This is a genomic window from Paenibacillus sp. O199 (assembly GCF_001636635.1).
Lineage (GTDB): Bacteria > Bacillota > Bacilli > Paenibacillales > Paenibacillaceae > Paenibacillus > Paenibacillus marchantiae.
The window spans coordinates 79,557-97,466 of the sequence record NZ_LGRP01000014.1 but is presented as its reverse complement, the minus strand read 5'-3'; the positions used below and the strand labels follow the sequence as shown (position 1 = coordinate 97,466).

14 protein-coding genes are annotated in these 17,910 nt (G+C 46.3%); all 14 read left to right on the top strand.

Translation table 11 applies throughout. The annotated features are described in order from the left end of the window. The 14 genes from A6049_RS20185 to truB all read left to right on the top strand — a co-directional run bounded on the left by A6049_RS20185 (position 1) and on the right by truB (position 17,863). Positions 1–768, top strand: a complete 768-nt coding sequence (locus A6049_RS20185) for an isoprenyl transferase (protein WP_063566384.1) — start codon at positions 1–3, stop codon at positions 766–768. A gap of 16 nt (positions 769–784) precedes the next feature. Further along, entirely contained in the window at positions 785–1,579 is a 795-nt protein-coding gene (locus A6049_RS20180) for a phosphatidate cytidylyltransferase (protein WP_063566383.1), read from the top strand. A gap of 67 nt (positions 1,580–1,646) precedes the next feature. Beyond that, entirely contained in the window at positions 1,647–2,786 is a 1,140-nt protein-coding gene (locus tag A6049_RS20175; RefSeq protein ID WP_063566382.1) for a 1-deoxy-D-xylulose-5-phosphate reductoisomerase, read from the top strand. Positions 2,787–2,899: 113 nt separating this feature from the next. Next, complete coding sequence (gene rseP, locus A6049_RS20170) at positions 2,900–4,171, top strand: RIP metalloprotease RseP (protein ID WP_063566381.1); 1,272 nt, start codon at positions 2,900–2,902, stop codon at positions 4,169–4,171. A 62-nt stretch (positions 4,172–4,233) separates the two neighbouring features. Continuing rightward, a complete protein-coding gene (gene proS / locus A6049_RS20165) occupies positions 4,234–5,688 on the top strand; it encodes a proline--tRNA ligase (RefSeq protein WP_063566380.1) in 1,455 nt (484 codons plus the stop codon). A 382-nt stretch (positions 5,689–6,070) separates the two neighbouring features. Next, entirely contained in the window at positions 6,071–10,390 is a 4,320-nt protein-coding gene (locus A6049_RS20160; RefSeq protein ID WP_063566379.1) for a PolC-type DNA polymerase III, read from the top strand. A 259-nt stretch (positions 10,391–10,649) separates the two neighbouring features. Further along, the gene (gene rimP, locus A6049_RS20155) at positions 10,650–11,111 is read left to right on the top strand and encodes a ribosome maturation factor RimP (protein WP_062326086.1); all 462 of its coding nucleotides are present in this window, start codon (positions 10,650–10,652) and stop codon (positions 11,109–11,111) included. Between the two features lie 123 nt (positions 11,112–11,234). After that, the gene (nusA, locus tag A6049_RS20150) at positions 11,235–12,332 is read left to right on the top strand and encodes a transcription termination factor NusA (RefSeq protein WP_063566378.1); all 1,098 of its coding nucleotides are present in this window, start codon (positions 11,235–11,237) and stop codon (positions 12,330–12,332) included. A 26-nt stretch (positions 12,333–12,358) separates the two neighbouring features. Continuing rightward, positions 12,359–12,667: an RNase P modulator RnpM gene (gene rnpM / locus A6049_RS20145; protein ID WP_053783828.1), complete on the top strand. Its 309-nt coding sequence runs from the start codon at positions 12,359–12,361 to the stop codon at positions 12,665–12,667. Next, a complete protein-coding gene (locus A6049_RS20140) occupies positions 12,657–12,986 on the top strand; it encodes a YlxQ family RNA-binding protein (protein WP_029880929.1) in 330 nt (109 codons plus the stop codon). The genes rnpM and A6049_RS20140 overlap by 11 nt, the downstream gene beginning before the upstream one ends. Next, positions 12,979–15,564 carry a translation initiation factor IF-2 gene (gene infB / locus A6049_RS20135; protein WP_063566377.1) on the top strand — a complete coding sequence of 862 codons (2,586 nt, stop codon included), beginning with the start codon at positions 12,979–12,981 and terminating at the stop codon, positions 15,562–15,564. Before A6049_RS20140 ends, infB begins: the two co-directional genes overlap by 8 nt. Before the next feature lie 25 nt (positions 15,565–15,589). Then, on the top strand, positions 15,590–15,949 hold the full coding sequence (rbfA, locus tag A6049_RS20130) for a 30S ribosome-binding factor RbfA (protein WP_063566376.1): 360 nt from the start codon (positions 15,590–15,592) through the stop codon (positions 15,947–15,949). 19 nt (positions 15,950–15,968) lie between these two features. After that, entirely contained in the window at positions 15,969–16,946 is a 978-nt protein-coding gene (locus A6049_RS20125) for a DHH family phosphoesterase (protein ID WP_063566375.1), read from the top strand. Then, positions 16,940–17,863 (top strand): tRNA pseudouridine(55) synthase TruB, encoded by a 924-nt coding sequence (truB, locus tag A6049_RS20120; protein WP_063566374.1) that lies wholly within the window; start codon positions 16,940–16,942, stop codon positions 17,861–17,863. The genes A6049_RS20125 and truB overlap by 7 nt, the downstream gene beginning before the upstream one ends. Positions 17,864–17,910 lie beyond the last annotated feature (47 nt).

Below are 17,910 nucleotides of genomic sequence, written 5' to 3'. Positions count from 1 at the left end.
ATGATCAAACGGGTTCGGTCGTGGTGGAATGGGGCTGACAAGCAGGAAACGCTGACTATATCCGAGGATAATATCCCGCAGCACGTCGCCATCATTATGGACGGCAATGGACGATGGGCGAAACGTTTGGGTCTCCCACGAATAGCTGGCCACCAGAATGGGATGAAGGCGGTCAAACGTGCGACCATCGCGGCGGATGAACTGGGCATCAAATATCTGACGATGTACGCTTTTTCGACAGAAAACTGGACGCGTCCAAAAGAAGAAGTGGATTTTCTGATGCGGCTTCCGCAAGAATTTTTGGCGATAGAGCTGGATGAGCTTATAGAAAAAAATGTACGGATCCGCATGATGGGCCAGGAGGAGCACTTGCCTTCCCATACTATTAATGCTTTGCGTGAAGCTATTCGTCTTACGGAACATAACACAGGGCTTGTTTTGAATTTTGCAATGAACTACGGAAGTCGTCGCGAAATGACGGACTGTGTCAAACAGATCGCTCTGCAGGTAAAGTCGGGGGAACTATCGGCAGACGACATTACGCCTGAACTCATTGACAGACATATGCTCACTGGAGATATGCCTGATCCGGATTTGCTGATCCGGACGAGCGGAGAGTTGAGATTAAGCAATTTCATGCTTTGGCAGCTTGCATATAGCGAATTATGGTTTACGGATATATACTGGCCCGAATTTGGCAAAAAGCATTTGCTTGAAGCAGTAGCCGAATATCAGCGCAGAACAAGGCGTTACGGCGGTTTGAAATAGATGGAGGATGAAGCCGTTGAAACAGCGATTAACGACAGGAATCATAGCAGGTGTATTGTTTTTGGGTTTTTGCATGCTGGGCGGACCCTGGTACCATGGCTTGGTACTGCTTATGGCTCTCATCGGTTATTATGAATTTGTAAAAATGACCGGGGTACAGCCTTTTTCAGGTGTAGCCCTAATCGGTTATGCAGGTATCTTTGCGATTGTGTTTCCTTGGGAAATGGTTTGGGAAGCCAGACCACTAACGTTATTCCAGATCGGATGGCTTGTGATGCTTGTATTAATGACGGCCTCTGTGGTAACTAAAAACAAGATTCCTGTAAACACTGTTGCCATGCTCTTTCTTGGAGTAATGTATATTGGGATCGGTTTTTATTACATCGCGGAATCGAGACATTTGCATCATGGGTTGTTCTGGACGTTTCTGCTTCTGGGCTCCATATGGGCAAGTGATGCAGGTGCATATTTTGTAGGGAAACTTATCGGGAAGAACAAACTTTGGCCGTCGATCAGTCCTAACAAAACGGTGGAAGGTGCACTGGGTGGTGTTGTGATCGCGGTAGTCACTTCTGTTGTTTTTGCATTGGTGTCAGACGGCTTGTTGTCTTGGCAAAGAGCGGTATGGATTGGAATTGCATGCGCGGTTGTAGGACAAATGGGAGATCTGATTCAATCTGCTTACAAACGTGTGTATAACATCAAAGATTCCGGCACTTTGCTCCCGGGGCATGGCGGTATTCTGGATCGATGCGACAGCTGGATTGTCGTTTTTCCATTCGTACATATACTAATGCTTCTGCCCTATTAAAAATGAGCACAAGCCATATGACGAACTATTCGTCATAGGCATTGGATAAATAAAGATGAGGTGCAGCATGAAAAAAATTGCGATTCTCGGGTCAACCGGTTCCATTGGAACTCAGACACTGGATGTAGTCGATATGCATCCCGAACGCTTTCAAGTAGAGGGACTGGCTGCTGGGAGCAATATAGAGGTGCTGATTGAGCAAGCAAAGCGTTATCGACCCAAAAAGGTATCAGTTGGCTCAAAAGAGTTAGCAGAGACCGTGGCACCGCACTTACCTGTCGAAACACAGCTTTTTTATGGCAAAGAAGGACTGGTTGAAGTTGCTGCCGGAACGGATGCAGATACCGTTGTTACTGCTGTAATGGGAAGTGTTGGGCTTGAGTCGACCCTGGCTGCTATTGATGCAGGCAAACAGATCGGACTGGCTAACAAAGAGACGCTAATTACAGCAGGACATATTGTTACTGCCAGAGCGGCTGCGAAAGGGGTACCGATTCTGCCTGTGGATAGTGAGCACTCGGCTATCTTCCAATGCTTGAATGGTGAACCTCGTGAACGTGTGATGGGAATTACACTTACGGCCTCTGGAGGATCATTCCGTGATTTGACTCGTGAACAGCTAAAGGAAGTTACTGTAGAAGATGCACTCAAACATCCGAATTGGTCCATGGGATCGAAGATCACGATAGACTCTGCAACGATGGTGAATAAAGGTCTGGAAGTTATTGAAGCGCATTGGCTTTTTGGACTAAGTTATGATCAGATTGATGTATTGCTTCACCCGGAGAGCATCATTCATTCCTACGTGGAGTTTAATGATACGAGCATTATTGCGCAGCTTGGCAATCCGGACATGCGCGTTCCCATTCAGTATGCACTGACCTATCCAGACCGCTTACCATCGCCTTCACAACGTCTCTCCCTAACGCAAGTGGGCAAGCTGCATTTCCGTGAGATGGATATGGAACGGTTCCCTTGTTTAAGAATGGCATACGAGTGTGGTAAAATGGGGGGAACCGCAACAACGGCGTTTAATGCAGCCAACGAGGTTGCCGTAGCGCGTTTCTTGCGTAAAGAGATTTCGTTCCTTAAAATAGAGGATATTATTGCTTCTGTGCTGGAAGCACACCGCAATGTGGACGAGCCTGATCTGGAGGAAATCGCAAGATGTGATCAGGAGAGCCGTCAACTTGCGTTCAGTCTGTAATCTCTTTTTTCAAGATAAAATGGAAGAAGTGATTCTCTTGTGCGGCATCAGAGAATAATGATAATCTAAAGGGACAGACTGCGGTTCGTGCCGTGAAGGAGGATGGATAGGGATTGGAAACCATACAAGTGGTATTTCTAACGGTGCTCATGTTCTTTGTCATCGTGACGGTTCATGAATGGGGACATTATTATTTTGCCAAACGCGCCGGTATTCTTGTACGGGAATTTGCGATCGGTTTTGGTCCCAAATTGTTCTCATATAAAAGAAACGAGACCCAGTTCACACTGCGTTTGCTGCCTTTTGGCGGATATGCACGTATGGCTGGGGAAGACCCGGAACTGGTAGAAATTCAAGAAGGTCAGACCATTGCAGTAAGGTCGGCTGATGACCAAGTCAAAATGATCTACCTCGATCAATTGGATAATCGCAAAAATGTAATTCGTGGTGAAGTGATCTCTATTGATATGGAGAATGCATTGAAATTGCAACTCGATGTGGATGGTGAAATTCAGCAGTACCGGATACATCCGCAAGCGATGTTGGTTAGTCGTGGAAAACAAACCCAGATTGCACCGAAAGATCGCCAATTTGGCAGTAAAACGGTGGGTCAGCGGGCAATGGCGATTTTTGCCGGACCACTCATGAATTTCATCCTGGCATTTGTTTTATTTGCAGTCTATGCACAAATGGCTGGGGTTCCAGTTGAGAATCCGAAAAATCTGGAAATTGGTGAAGTGCTTGAAGGTGGAGCTGCCTACCAGGCGAATTTGCAAAAGGGAGATATCATTGAGACGATCAATGGTACTGCTATTGGTACGGATTCTCAAAAAATGGTGACGATGATTGCCGATTCCAAAGACAAACCGATGGAATGGACACTGCGTCGGGGGAATGAAACGTTTAATATAACGATCACACCTCGTGCAGTAGAAGGTCAAGAAGGCGGTAAGGTCGGAATTGTGCCAACACTGCCAACCCGATCTGTTGGATTTGTAGAAACCTTTAAAGTGTCAGGGATAGCGATGGTCGATACAACCAGAGTAATCTTTGAAGGCTTCAAACATTTGATCAATCAGTTTAACATGGATGATATTGGTGGTCCTGTGCGTACTTTTGAAGTAACAGGCCAAATTGCGAAGCAGGGTATTGAACAGTTGACGAGATGGGCAGCTATTCTGAGTCTGTACCTCGGTATTTTCAACCTGTTGCCGATTCCTGCGCTAGACGGAAGCCGTCTTGTATTCCTCGGAATTGAAGGTCTGCGAGGCAGACCTGTTGACCCCAACCGGGAAGGCATGGTTCATTTTGTCGGCTTCGCGATGTTGTTTGTACTGATGCTAGCAGTAACATACAATGATATATTACGATTAATTAACGGATAATTATGGTTTGACTACGCTCTGACTATTCAGAGATAGTCGTTATGGGAGGACGCTGGAGTCTTATGTCAAAGGAAAATGATAAACAGTTCGTGACTGAAATTACACCTCAGGGCGAGGATTTCTCACGCTGGTACATTGATGTTATTAAAAAAGCTGATCTCATGGACTATTCACCCGTACGCGGTTGTATTGTTTTCAAACCAGACGGTTTCGAAATCTGGGAGCATATCAAGGATGAGATGGACCGTCGTTTCCGTGAAACGGGTCATCGTAATGCCTACTTCCCGATGTTCATTCCCGAGAGCTTTTTCCAAAAAGAAAAAGAACATGTTGAAGGCTTCAATCCCGAATTGCCTTGGGTAACGGAAGCCGGCGGAGAAAAGCTGGAAGAGCGTCTGGCGATCCGCCCAACCTCGGAAACCATCATTGGTCACATGTACTCCAAGTGGATTAAGTCGTATCGTGACTTGCCGGTGCTGATCAACCAATGGGCGAACGTGGTTCGCTGGGAGAAGAGAACACTGCCTTTCCTTCGCACAACCGAGTTCTTGTGGCAAGAGGGCCATACGGCGCATGAGACAGAAGAAGAAGCACGTGAAGAGACGATGAAAATGCTTGAAATCTACCGCGAAGTTGTGGAAGAATATCTGGCGATTCCCGTCATTACAGGTCAGAAAACAAAATCCGAGAAATTTGCAGGTGCTGTAGACACCTTCTCCATCGAAGCGATGATGAAGGATGGACGTGCGGTACAAGCCGGAACTTCTCATTATATGGGTACGAATTTTGCAAAAGCATTTGAGATCCAGTATCTTAGCCGCAACAATGTGTTGGAACTGGCTCACACCACTTCATGGGGAACAAGCACACGTCTGATCGGTGCGTTAATCATGGTTCACGGGGATGACCGTGGTCTGGTTCTTCCTCCTAAAGTTGCACCAACACAAGTGGTCATGATTCCAATTGGACCGCCAAAAACACGTGATGCCGTTGTAGGCCGTGCGGACGAGTTGTTCGCTGAACTGAAACAAGCGGGAATTCGTGTGAAAATGGATGATCGCAGTGATGTTCGTCCAGGCTGGAAATTCAACGAATATGAGATGCGTGGTGTTCCGATTCGTCTCGAAATTGGCCCGCGTGATATGGAGAACGGTGTGTGTGTTCTCGTTTCCCGGATTACGGGAGAGAAGAAAGTCGTTGAACAAGCAAATCTGGTGGAAGAAATCCAGACTATGCTGACTCAAGTGCAAGCCGATATGCTGCAACGTGCTCGCACGTTTATGTCGGACAACTTCTACTCTGTAGATACGCTTGATGAGATGAAGGAACTGATGGAGAACAAACGCGGGTTCACACTGGCTGGATGGTGCGGTTCAGAAGCTTGCGAAGATAAAGTAAGAGAAGTAACAGGTGCAACAAGCCGGAACATTCCGTTCCAGCCTGCGGAAGAAAAGCATACGTGCTTGGCTTGTGGTGAACAAGCGAAACACACGGTAGTGTTTGCAAGAGCGTATTAAGTCAGGATAACCTGACTATATAGATTGAACTAAACATTTACATGAGAACGTAGAGAACAGAAATAACCTGAAGAAGCGGAGCTAAAAGCTTTCTGAAAGAAAGCTACATCGGAAGCATACGCTGCGCCTTTATCCCCGGATTTTCCCCTTTGTAAAAGGGAATCAAAAAATCTGGGGATAACAGCGATCGGAAGGTTGTTCTGTTATCGGAGTGGTAAGTGTAAATATCTTTTTGTTCAATTTATATAACGGCACATACGGACTGTAAGAGTAAGGAATGGAGAGCTTCTGTCGGATAAAATGAGTCGGTGCGGGTTCGGATCGGGGACATTTTTGAATGCAGAGGCTTTTCCTGTTTTAAGGGGGTACAAGGAGGAACACGATGAGTGGATTCGAGGAGAAGAGAAAACGATTTGAGTTGTTGATGAAACAGACGGAGCTTCCAGCTGGCCTAATAGAGCCCTACTTTTTGGATGGATGGATTGAACGGGTGGAGACAAGCCGTAGCAACCGCGACTGGACTATTGTGATTGCAAAGGATACCTTGGTTCCTGCTCCAATCTATCGAACATTTTGCCTGCACATTCAGGAGAAAATGAATCATATTTCCAAGATTACGTTTGGTTTCAAATATAGTGAGCAGGTCGAGATTGGTGATATTGTCAGTGAGTATTGGAACTTGTTCCTTGAGTGGGTTACACGGGAGATTCCATCTGTTAATGGTTGGATGAATCGTACCAAGTTCGAATGTGAAGCGGATCTGCTGCAATTGACTATGAGTGATGCCATGTCGATGGAGCTCGCGAAGAAGAAGCAGATCGATCAGGCTATAACTACTTTTTACGATAAGTATTTTCAACTTCCCTTGCGGGTCAAATTGCTGGTTGGTGAGGTTGAAAGCAACAAAGAGGCAATGGAACAATTCCAGCTCAAGAAGCGGGAAGAAGAGCTTCAAGTTATCGAACAGATGATGAGTGAAGTGGACTCCGAAATGCCTGAAGAGGAAGAACAGGGCGATGTTCGCTTACAGATGGGATATGAGATCAAGGAACCACCTGTACCTATGCAGGAAATTCAAGATGAAGAGAAAAAGGTTACGTTGCAGGGAACGGTCTTCGGTCTGGATCGCAAGGAATTGCGGAACGGGAATACCTTGTTTACTTTTTATCTGACGGATTTCACAGATTCCATGCAAATGAAGATGTTTGCCAAAACAAAAGAGGATGTCAAAATCCTGAGCCTACTAGCCAATGGAAAATGGGTGAAAGTGCGTGGCCGTGTAGAATACGACCGGTTTATGCAAATTCCGGAACTTGCCATGATTCCTTCAGACTTGGTAGAAGTAAAGGCACCACCATCCCGTAAGGATAATGCAGCAGAGAAACGGGTTGAGTTCCATTTGCACTCCACAATGAGTACAATGGATGCCGTAACTTCGATCGACAAATACGTAAAGACTGCAGCGGAATGGGGACACAAGGCTATCGCCGTAAGTGATCATGGCGGTGTGCAGGTGTATCCGGAGGCATCCAAAGCGGCCAAGAAAAACGGAATTAAAATGATCTACGGCCTTGAGGCCAATGTGGTGAATGATTCAGTTGCTGTTGTACTGGCACCACAGCCATTGGAACTCAAATCAGCGACATATATCGTCTTTGATATTGAGACCACAGGTCTGTCTGTAACCCAGAACAAGATTATCGAAATTGCGGCTGTGAAGGTAGAGGACGGTAAAGAAATTGACCGCTTTGCTACGTTTGTAAATCCGCATGAGCGCATCCCATATAACATTCAGCAGTTGACTAACATTAACGATGAAATGGTGAAGGATGCACCTGAGCTAGAACCGGTTATCCGTGATTTTGTGAAGTTTGCCGGAGATGGCGTATTGGTTGCGCATAATGCGCGATTCGATATGGGCTTTATTCAGGCTTCGCTGAAACAGCTTGGTATGCCTGAGCTTCTGAACCCTGTCCTCGATACGTTGGAATTGGCACGGTTGTTATATCCAAAAATGAAGAACCACCGTCTGAATACGCTGGCGGATAAATATAAAGTAGCACTGGAAAGTCATCACCGGGCGATTGATGATACGATTGCGCTCGCAGGTATACTGAATGGATTGGTTAATGATGCCGCCCAGATGAAAGGCCTGACCATGCTTGATCGGCTTAACGATTATGTCGGAGTTGATCTCTCTAACACGCGTCCATTCCATTGCGGCATCTATGCTTTGAATGATGTTGGTAAAAAGAATCTTTATAAACTGGTATCACTTTCCCATACGGAGCATTTCAAACGGGTGCCTTGTATTCCAAAGTCGAAGCTGATCAATTTGCGTGAAGGTCTCATTATTTTATCCGGTTGTGAAAAAGGTGAGTTTTTCGAGGCTGTGCTAAACAAATCGCTTGAAGAGGCGGAAGAGATAGCGCATTTCTATGACATTCTGGAAATCCAGCCTCTGACAATGTATATGCATTTGGTGGACAAAGGGCTGGTGGCTACACCAGAGGAATTGAAGCTCGCTGTTCGTAAAGTTGTTGACATTGGTCAAAAATTGGGGAAACCGGTAATAGCCACAGGTAACGTGCATTATCTGGAACCGCGCGATAAGCTATATCGGGATATCACCATTCACGGAATTACAGGGTTCAGCCCACTCAAAGATCAACGTAAACCCGATGCTCACCTAAGAACGACGGATGAAATGCTGGAAGAGTTCCAGTACCTGGGCCAAGATAAAGCCTACGAAGTCGTTGTTACGAATACGGTTGAATTGGCGGATCGGTTCGAGGAAATCAAGTTGTTCCCGGACAAGCTGTTCACCCCGATTCTGGAAGGTGCGGACGATGAAATCCGTAATACCTGCTATAATACTGCCAAGTCGATTTATGGTGAGGAACTACCGGAAGTCATTGTGGCACGACTGGAGAAAGAATTGAATCCAATCATCAAATACGGTTTTTCTGCCAACTATCTGATCTCAGAACGTTTGGTTAAAAAATCGAATCAGGACGGCTACCTAGTCGGCTCCCGGGGATCGGTTGGTTCGTCTGTAGTTGCTACTTTCCTAGGCATTTCCGAGGTTAATCCGTTGCCAGCACACTATATTTGTGTGAATCCGGAGTGTAAGCACAGTGAGTGGTTCCTCGACGGCAGTGTGCCGAGTGGATTTGACCTTCCTGAGAAAGAATGCCCTGATTGTGGAGGCCGGTTAAAAGGCGAAGGGCAGGATATTCCGTTTGAGACTTTCCTTGGCTTTAAAGGGGACAAGGTTCCCGATATTGACTTGAACTTCTCGGGTGATTATCAACCGCATGCCCACAACTATACGAAGGTGCTTTTCAGCGAAAAGAGTGTGTTCCGTGCGGGCACAATTGGTACGGTAGCTGAGAAAACAGCATTTGGTTTTGCCAAGAAATATGAGGAAGAACATCATAAGAAATGGCGCGGAGCAGAACTTAACCGTTTGGCCTCCGGTTGTACCGGGGTTAAACGTAGTACAGGACAGCATCCCGGTGGTATTGTTGTTGTACCGGATTATATTGAAGTGGAAGATGTAACGCCTGTACAATTCCCGGCGGATGACGTTAATGCGGAGTGGAAAACAACACACTTTGACTATCACGCCTTTGAAGAGAATTTACTAAAACTCGATATTCTGGGGCACGATGATCCAACCATGATGCGGATGCTGCAGGATTTGACAGGTATCGATCCAACGACCATTCCGATGAATGATCCTAAGGTTATGAGCATGTTCAACTCTACCGAGGCACTCGGCGTTACGCCAGAGCAGATTCGTTCACCAGTTGCCACTTTTGGTGTACCAGAGATGGGGACGAAGTTTGTACGTCAGATGCTTATCGAATCCCAGCCTTCGTCTTTTGCCGATCTACTCCAGATCTCTGGATTGTCTCATGGTACGGGGGTATGGCTTGGTAACGCACAAGATCTAATTAAAAATGGAACTTGTAACATCAAAACGGTGATTGGTTGCCGGGATGATATCATGTTGTTCCTGATCTATAAAGCAGGCATGGACGCCAGTCTTGCCTTTAAAATTACGGAGAGTGTGCGTAAGGGACGTGGTTTGCCGCAAGAATGGATTGATGAGATGAAAAATTGCAAAGTGCCGCAATGGTACATTGATTCCTGTCTTAAAATCCAGTACATGTTTCCAAAGGCCCACGCAGCCGCTTACGTTATCTCTGCAGTACGTACAGCTTTCTTTAAGCTGTATCACCCAATTGAATACTACGCGACATACTTCACAGTTCGTGCGGATGAGTTTGATATTGAACTGGTATGTCAGGGCTATGAGCCTATCTATCGGAAGATCGTAGAGATTGAACAATTAGGTTTCCAGGCACCGCCAAAAGAAAAAAATATGCTGCCTGTCCTTGAGATGGCTTTGGAAATGGCAGCACGTGGATTCTCGCTCAAGCCGATTGATCTGTATCGTTCGGAAGCGACGAAGTTTATTGTTGACGGAAATTCACTTATTCCTCCGTTTTCGGCCCTGGGAGGAATCGGGGATAATGCTGCACGCAATATCGCTGCGGCAAGAGAGCATGGAGAATTCCTTTCGATTGAAGATTTCCAGCAGAAGTCCAAAGCAAGTAAAACAATTGTTGAATTGCTGACGAGCATGGGATGCTTCCGCGGTTTGCCGGAAAGCAATCAATTATCCTTGTTCTAAAATGACATTTTGAGTACCCATTTATGGTCTTTGATGTGATTACGTAAATTTTTCTTCATTAGTAGTTAAAATGGCTGAGTGATCGCTTACTTGTCACTATTACCAGACTATGTTATAATTTTTGAAGTGAACGAGATAGTACGAATTTCTAAAGAGTGGGGAAACCCACTCTTTAGTCTTTGGTATACAAGAATCTTGGGTAATGAAGAAATTGCCAGTCATTATTTGCTGGTGTAACCTAAGTTGGAGGTTATCGGTTTTGAGCACAACGAACATTAAATCTACCGTGGAAGAAATGATCCAACCCTACTTGAACGAACAAGGCTTCGAGCTGGTTGACATCGAATACGTCAAAGAAGGCAGCAACTGGTTTTTACGGGTGTATGTCGACAAAGAGGGTGGCATCGACATCGATGATTGTGTCTTGATCAGCGAAAAGCTAAGCGCCAAGCTGGATGAGAACGATCCGATTCCGACCATCTATTTCCTTGAAGTGTCTTCTCCCGGTGCGGAGCGTCCACTGAAAAAACCAGAGGACGTTGCCAAATCCGTAGGTAAAAATGTATTTGTTACAACCTACGAGCCGGTAAATGGAATAAAGGAATTTGAAGGCAAGCTGCTTTCCTTTGATGACGGGGAACTTGTGATCGAAGCAGGCAAGAAACAGCATGCCATTCTTTATGACAAGGTTGCGAGTGCGCGCCTGGCCATTCTGTTTTAAGTGCCTTGTTCACTTATTAATGAAAAAAGACACATCTCACGATAACGGCAAGGTGCTCATGAGTCTAGAGCCTTTCGCCGTTTTACGTATGAGATGCCATGTTTGAAAGGGGGATCAACATTCATGAGTATGGATTTTATTGAAGCAATGAATGAATTGGAGCGGGAAAAAGGGATCAGCAAGGACGTGCTGTTTGAAGCGATCGAGGCAGCACTCATCTCCAGCTACAAGCGTAATTTCAACACCGCCCAGAATGTGCGTGTTGACATGAACCGCAATACGGGTGTTATCCGGGTGTATGCCCGCAAATTGATCGTGGAAGAAGTCCTGGATTCACGTACCGAAATTTCATTGCCTGCTGCACGCGAGATCAACCCACACTTCCAGCTGGAAGATATTGCGGAGATTGAAGTTACGCCGCGTGATTTCGGACGTATCGCCGCACAAACTGCCAAACAGGTAGTGACCCAGCGGATTCGTGAAGCCGAACGCGGCCTGATCTACAACGCTTTCGTTGATAAGGAAGAAGATATCGTTACGGGAGTGGTGCAGCGTCAGGATTTGCGCAATATCTACATCGATCTGGGCAAAATCGAAGCGGCATTGCCGCTGACCGAATTGATGCCGAACGAGAAGTTTGTTCATGGTGACCGTATTAAAGCTTACATCACCAAGGTCGAGAATACGACCAAAGGGCCGCAAATCATTTTGTCCCGTACACATCCGGGCTTGTTGAAACGTCTCTTTGAACTGGAAGTACCTGAAATTTTCGATGGTGTGGTTGAGATTCGCTCCGTCGCACGTGAAGCGGGCTTCCGCTCCAAGATTGCTGTTCATTCCCGCAATGAGGAAGTTGATCCGGTTGGATCATGTGTAGGTCCTAAGGGAATCCGCGTGCAGACCATTGTGGGTGAGCTGCGCGGTGAAAAAATTGACATCGTTCGTTTCTCCGATCAGGTAGACGAATATGTGGCTAATGCACTTAGTCCTTCCAAAGTATTGGAAGTTCAAGTATTCGAGGAAGAAAAGATGGCTCGGGTTATTGTTCCTGACTATCAGCTGTCCCTCGCCATTGGGATTAAAGGCCAAAATGCCCGATTGGCAGCCAAACTGACCGGCTGGAAAATCGACATTAAGAGCGAGAGCCAGGCGGAACAGGAATTCGGCAGAGAGAAAGATTCTTCTTCGGAAATGCACCAAGATTCCGTCTCCGTCGACTAAAGTAAAGCACGGGGGGGCGCTAACGTATGAAAACTAAAAAAGTACCGCTGCGCAAATGTGTGGCGTGTCAGGAAATGATGCCCAAAAAGCAGCTGATCCGTATCGTTAAAACGCCAGAGGATGAAGTGCTGATCGATTTGACTGGCAAAAAGTCCGGACGTGGTGCTTATTTATGCGGCAAAGAGTCCTGTTTTAAGCTTGCACTCAAAAACCGGTCTTTGGATCGGGCGCTAAAGGGCAAAGTCTCACCGGAAATTTATGAGCAATTGGCAGCTGATTTCGTTGCGGTAGAGGACGAATTCATAGCAGCACAGGAGCGTGAACATGATGAATAATAAAACATTGTCTTATCTGGGACTCTCCATGCGTGCAGGCAAACTTGTGACAGGTGAAGAAATTGTACTTAAAGCGATCCGTTCTTCCGAAGCTAAAATGGTTATTGTTGCGGGTGACGCCTCGGCCAATACACAAAAGAAATTTCGCGACAAATGCGGGACATATAAAGTTCCACTGGTGATCGGATTTGACCGGGATAGTCTGGGTTCAAGTATCGGTAAAGAAACGCGGGTTGTTCTTGCAGTAACGGATCGAGGGTTTGCAAAAATGATCTCCAAGCAAGTCGGTATAATGTCGGAGGTGGAGTATATTGAGTAAACAGGAAAACAAGGATAAATTGCGAGTTTATGAATATGCGAAGTCCCTCAATATGAGTAGTAAAGAAATTATAACCATTCTTAAAAAGCTGGATATTCCCGTAAACAATCATATGAGTGTCATGGAGAATGGTTCAGTCGGTAAGGTGGAACAATTTTTTAAAGATATAAAATCCACTGCCGCTTCCAAACAAAGTAACGAAGCAAAATCCGTTGCTACTTCGTCAGTGCGCAGTGACAAAACAGTGGACAGCAACAAGCCGGCCGGCGGAGTGAACACGCCGAATAGCAGTAACCCATCCGGTAGTCCCGTACAAACAAAAATACAACAGGAAAAGCAGGTAGGTATGAACAATAGACCAAATTCCAACAATAACAATGGCTCCCAAAGACCTAGCGGCCAAGACAGCCGCAACAGAACGAACTCTTCCCAAGGCTCAAGCCAAGGAGGACAATCAAGTAATCGTCCAAGACCAGCTCAAGGTGGACAAAGCAGTACAGCATCCCGTCCGCAAAGTACAGGTCAACGTCCATCGAATAGCGGTGGCGGTCAAACAAGAAGCGCAGGACCGACTAGCAGTGGCAACACTGGCACTGGCGGCAACCGTACTGGTGGCCAAGGACAGAGCTCAGGACAAGGCCAACGCAGAGGCGGCCAAGGTAATTCCGGCAACAGCAACAATAATAGCGGCAACCGTTCGAACAGCGGTGGCGGTGGACGTCGTTATGACGATAACCGTGGCGGCAACTTCCGCGGTAATCGTGGCGGTAAGAACAATCGCAACAGAAATCAACAACAGTACCAACAACGTGAGAAAATTGATAACACACCTAAGAAAATCATCGTACGTGGTGACATGACTGTTGGTGAAACAGCGAAGTTGCTCCATAAAGATGCTTCCGAAGTTATCAAAAAACTCATTGCGATGGGTGTAATGGCAACGATTAACCAAGAGCTTGATATCGAAACAATCCTGCTGCTTGCTGGAGAGTTCGGTGTTGAGGTTGAAGTGAAAATTGTCCTTGAAGATGACCGCTTCGAAACACTTGAAGAGAATGATGATCCTGCTGATTTGCAGTCTCGTCCTCCGGTAGTTACGATCATGGGTCACGTTGACCATGGTAAAACAACATTGCTTGATGCGATTCGTTCAACGAATGTAACGGGCGGAGAAGCAGGCGGTATCACGCAGCATATCGGTGCTTATCAAGTTGAAATTAACAACAAAAAAATTACGTTCCTAGATACACCAGGTCACGAAGCGTTTACTGCTATGCGTGCACGTGGAGCACAGGTTACGGATATTACAATTATTGTTGTAGCTGCAGATGATGGTGTTATGCCACAAACCGTTGAGGCGATTAACCATGCCAAAGCTGCTGGGCTGCCAATTATCGTAGCTGTCAACAAAATTGACAAGCCGGGTGCAGATGCGGATAAAGTAAAACAAGAATTGACCAACTATGAACTCGTTCCGGAAGAGTGGGGCGGCGACACCATCTTTGTTAACGTTTCGGCGAAACAAAGAATCGGTCTAGAAGGTCTGCTTGAAATGATCCTGCTCGTTGCAGAAGTGAATGAGTACAAAGCAAACCCGGACAAACGTGCCCGTGGTACAGTGATCGAAGCCGAGCTGGATAAAGGACGTGGCCCAGTTGCCCGTATTCTCGTACAGCACGGTACACTGAAAGTCGGAGATGCTTTTGTTGCAGGTAACTGCTTCGGTCGCGTACGTGCGATGGTAAATGACAAAGGTCGCCGTTTAAAAGAAGCTGGACCTTCAACACCTGTAGAAATTACTGGTCTGACTGAAGTTCCAGGTGCGGGAGATCCGTTTATGGTGTTTGAAGATGAGCGTAAAGCGCGTTCTATCGCCGACAAACGTGCCATTACACAACGTGAATCCGATTTGGGTACAAATACACGTGTGACATTGGATGATCTGTTCCAACACATCAAAGACGGTGAAATCAAAGATCTGAACGTAATCATCAAAGGTGACGTACAAGGTTCGGTTGAAGCATTGAAAGGTTCCCTTGCGAAGATCGAAGTTGAAGGTGTACGCGTGAAAATTATTCATAGCGGCGCTGGTGCAATCACAGAGTCTGACATCATTTTGGCTGCAGCATCCAATGCCATCGTGATTGGTTTCAACGTTCGTCCTGATAATCAGGCGAAAGCGACTGCAGATCAAGAGCAAGTAGACATTCGTCTGCATCGCGTTATCTACAGCGTTATCGAAGAAATTGAACAAGCGATGAAAGGTATGCTTGATCCGATTTACAAAGAAAAAGTAATCGGTCATGCTGAAGTTCGTAGCACGTTCTCCATTAGTAAAGTCGGTACCATTGCTGGATGTATGGTTACCTCCGGTAAAATTACGCGTTCCGCGGAAGCACGTCTGATTCGTGATGGCATCGTCCTTTACGAAGGCAAGCTGGATTCCCTGAAACGTTATAAAGATGATGCCAAAGAAGTAGCCCAAGGTTACGAGTGCGGTATCACGCTGGATAAATACAATGATCTCAAAGAAGGCGACGTTATCGAAGCCTTCATTATGGAGACAGTACAACGATAAGCAAGGAAGCATGAGGTGAACAACAATGGCTAAGATTCGTACAGGTAGAGTGGGCGAGCAGATCAAGAAAGAATTAAGTCTGCTTATCCAGTCTGAACTGAAAGATCCTCGTATCGGCTTTATTACCGTAACGGGAGTCGAAGTGACAGGCGACTTGTCGCAAGCCAAAGTTTATCTGAGTGTCTTCGGTGAACAGGAACAAAAGGATAATTCGCTTAAAGCGCTGGCAAAAGCAAATGGATTTTTGCGTTCAGAACTGGGCAAGCGTATCCGTTTTCGACATGTTCCCGAGTTGATATTCAAGATTGACGAATCTATTGCATATGGCAGCCGAATTGAGAAGCTGCTTGGTGATATCGGTACCGACAAGAACGAATCCCAGTAACAGAATAAAGGAGACGGCAATGCACACTTATGAACAGGCGCTTCAGGACGGAAAGCAATTTCTGCTGGAGCATGATGATTACCTGGTCGTGTCGCATGTACAGCCGGACGGTGACGCAGTCAGCTCGACGGTAACGGTGGGCTGGCTGCTGTCATGTCTGGGCAAGACATTCACGATGATTAATGAAGGTGAAATTCCACAACGCATGAATTTTCTGTGGGAAGCTGGCAAGATCGTGAACATGACCGAACAACCACCGGCGCGGAAATATAAGGCGATTATCTGTGTGGATTGTGCAGACTTTTCCAGGGTAGGCCTGACTCGTCATTATTTCGAAGAAGATGCTGTCATTTTAAATATTGATCATCATCCGACCAATGACGCGTATGGAACAGTAAACATCATTAAGCCAGACGCAGCAGCAACGGCTGAAATTCTGTTTGATTTCCTCAATCTTTTCCCAGTGAAGTGGAATAAAGATGTGGCTACAGCAGTCTATACAGGATTGCTAACAGATACAGGTGGATTCCGCTATGCGAATACGAGTCCTAATGTGATGACCACTGCATCCAAATTGCTTGAACATGGTGTGGATGGACCTTATCTTGCACAGATTTTGCTTGAGCAGGTTACGCTCCCACAAGTCCGTATATTGAACCAGGCACTCTCAAGCCTGCAAATGTCTGACGATGGCAAGATTGCCTGGGTGGTCATTACACCTGAAGACATGATTGCTTGTGGTGCAGCTAATGAAGATCTTGAAGGGGTAGTCAATTACCCACGTAACATTCAAGGTGTGGAAGTGGGCATCTTTTTTAAAGTAATCAATGATAATGCGGTGAAAGTATCTCTCCGGTCAGCTGGTAAAGTTGATGTTGCCTCGCTTGCACAGAACTTTGGTGGAGGCGGACATGTACTCGCAGCTGGATGTCGCGTAGAGGGCAAGTTGAAAGATATCGTGGAACTAGTGCTGAAGCAGGTGAATGCTCAATGGTAAAACCATTTGAAGGTGTACTTCCGGTGTATAAACCAGCGGGATTTACTTCTCATGATGTTGTGGCCAAAATGCGTCGCATTCTCAAAATGAAACGTATTGGTCATACAGGCACTTTGGACCCGCAAGTTACTGGCGTACTACCGCTTTGCCTAGGACGTGCAACACGTGTGGTGGAGTACATGCAGGAGCTTCCCAAGGAATACCTGGCAACGCTACGACTGGGTCTGTCTACTGACACGGAGGATATGACAGGTGAAGTTATTGAGCGGTCGGAGACGGCTGTTAAGGTGACACAGGAGCAGGTTGAGCAGGTGCTGGAGCAATTCCTGGGCACCATCTCACAGGTTCCACCTATGTATTCTGCAGTCAAAGTGGATGGGAAACGTCTTTACGAGTTAGCTCGTGAAGGAAAAACGGTAGAGCGCAAGAGTCGGGAAGTTACGATCTATGAGCTGGAATTGACAGGAATTGAGAATCAAGGCGACACTACGGATATATCGTTCCGTGCTTTATGTTCCAAAGGGACATACATTCGAACGTTATGCGTGGATATCGGCAAAAAATTGGGATATCCGTCCACCATGCTACACCTGGAGCGTACGATATCGGCTGGGATTTCTGCTGATCATTGCCTTCATTTTGAAGAAGTGGAACAACGCATGATCGATGGAACGTTAGCCGAGGTGTTGATTCCAGTTGATGAAGCCATCTCTTCCATTCCGGCTCATACGGTGGGTGCGGATCAGACCAAGGGAGCACTTCAGGGCCAGAAATTATCGGCGCGTTTGCTCGAACCGCCTGCAGAACAACCTGGTCTACTGCGGTTATATGATCAGGATGGGACGTTTCTGGGGATATTTGAGCGGGATGAATTGAAAGCAACGGTGAGAGCTGTTAAAGTCTTTTTGCCGGAATAAAGAGGTTCCTGGTTTGAGTGGTGGTACTCAAGCCTGGCCTATCAAGT

Bases quoted from the DNA above. Each gene is read 5' to 3' on its own strand.
- rnpM (WP_053783828.1), top strand. From the start codon at position 12,359: ATGAAAACTAAAAAAGTACCGCTGCGCAAATGTGTGGCGTGTCAGGAA.
- rbfA (WP_063566376.1), top strand. From the start codon at position 15,590: ATGGCTAAGATTCGTACAGGTAGAGTGGGCGAGCAGATCAAGAAAGAA.
- truB (WP_063566374.1), top strand. From the start codon at position 16,940: ATGGTAAAACCATTTGAAGGTGTACTTCCGGTGTATAAACCAGCGGGA.
- A6049_RS20175 (WP_063566382.1), top strand. From the start codon at position 1,647: ATGAAAAAAATTGCGATTCTCGGGTCAACCGGTTCCATTGGAACTCAG.
- A6049_RS20140 (WP_029880929.1), top strand. From the start codon at position 12,657: ATGATGAATAATAAAACATTGTCTTATCTGGGACTCTCCATGCGTGCA.
- proS (WP_063566380.1), top strand. From the start codon at position 4,234: ATGTCAAAGGAAAATGATAAACAGTTCGTGACTGAAATTACACCTCAG.
- nusA (WP_063566378.1), top strand. From the start codon at position 11,235: ATGAGTATGGATTTTATTGAAGCAATGAATGAATTGGAGCGGGAAAAA.
- A6049_RS20125 (WP_063566375.1), top strand. From the start codon at position 15,969: ATGCACACTTATGAACAGGCGCTTCAGGACGGAAAGCAATTTCTGCTG.
- A6049_RS20160 (WP_063566379.1), top strand. From the start codon at position 6,071: ATGAGTGGATTCGAGGAGAAGAGAAAACGATTTGAGTTGTTGATGAAA.
- A6049_RS20185 (WP_063566384.1), top strand. From the start codon at position 1: ATGATCAAACGGGTTCGGTCGTGGTGGAATGGGGCTGACAAGCAGGAA.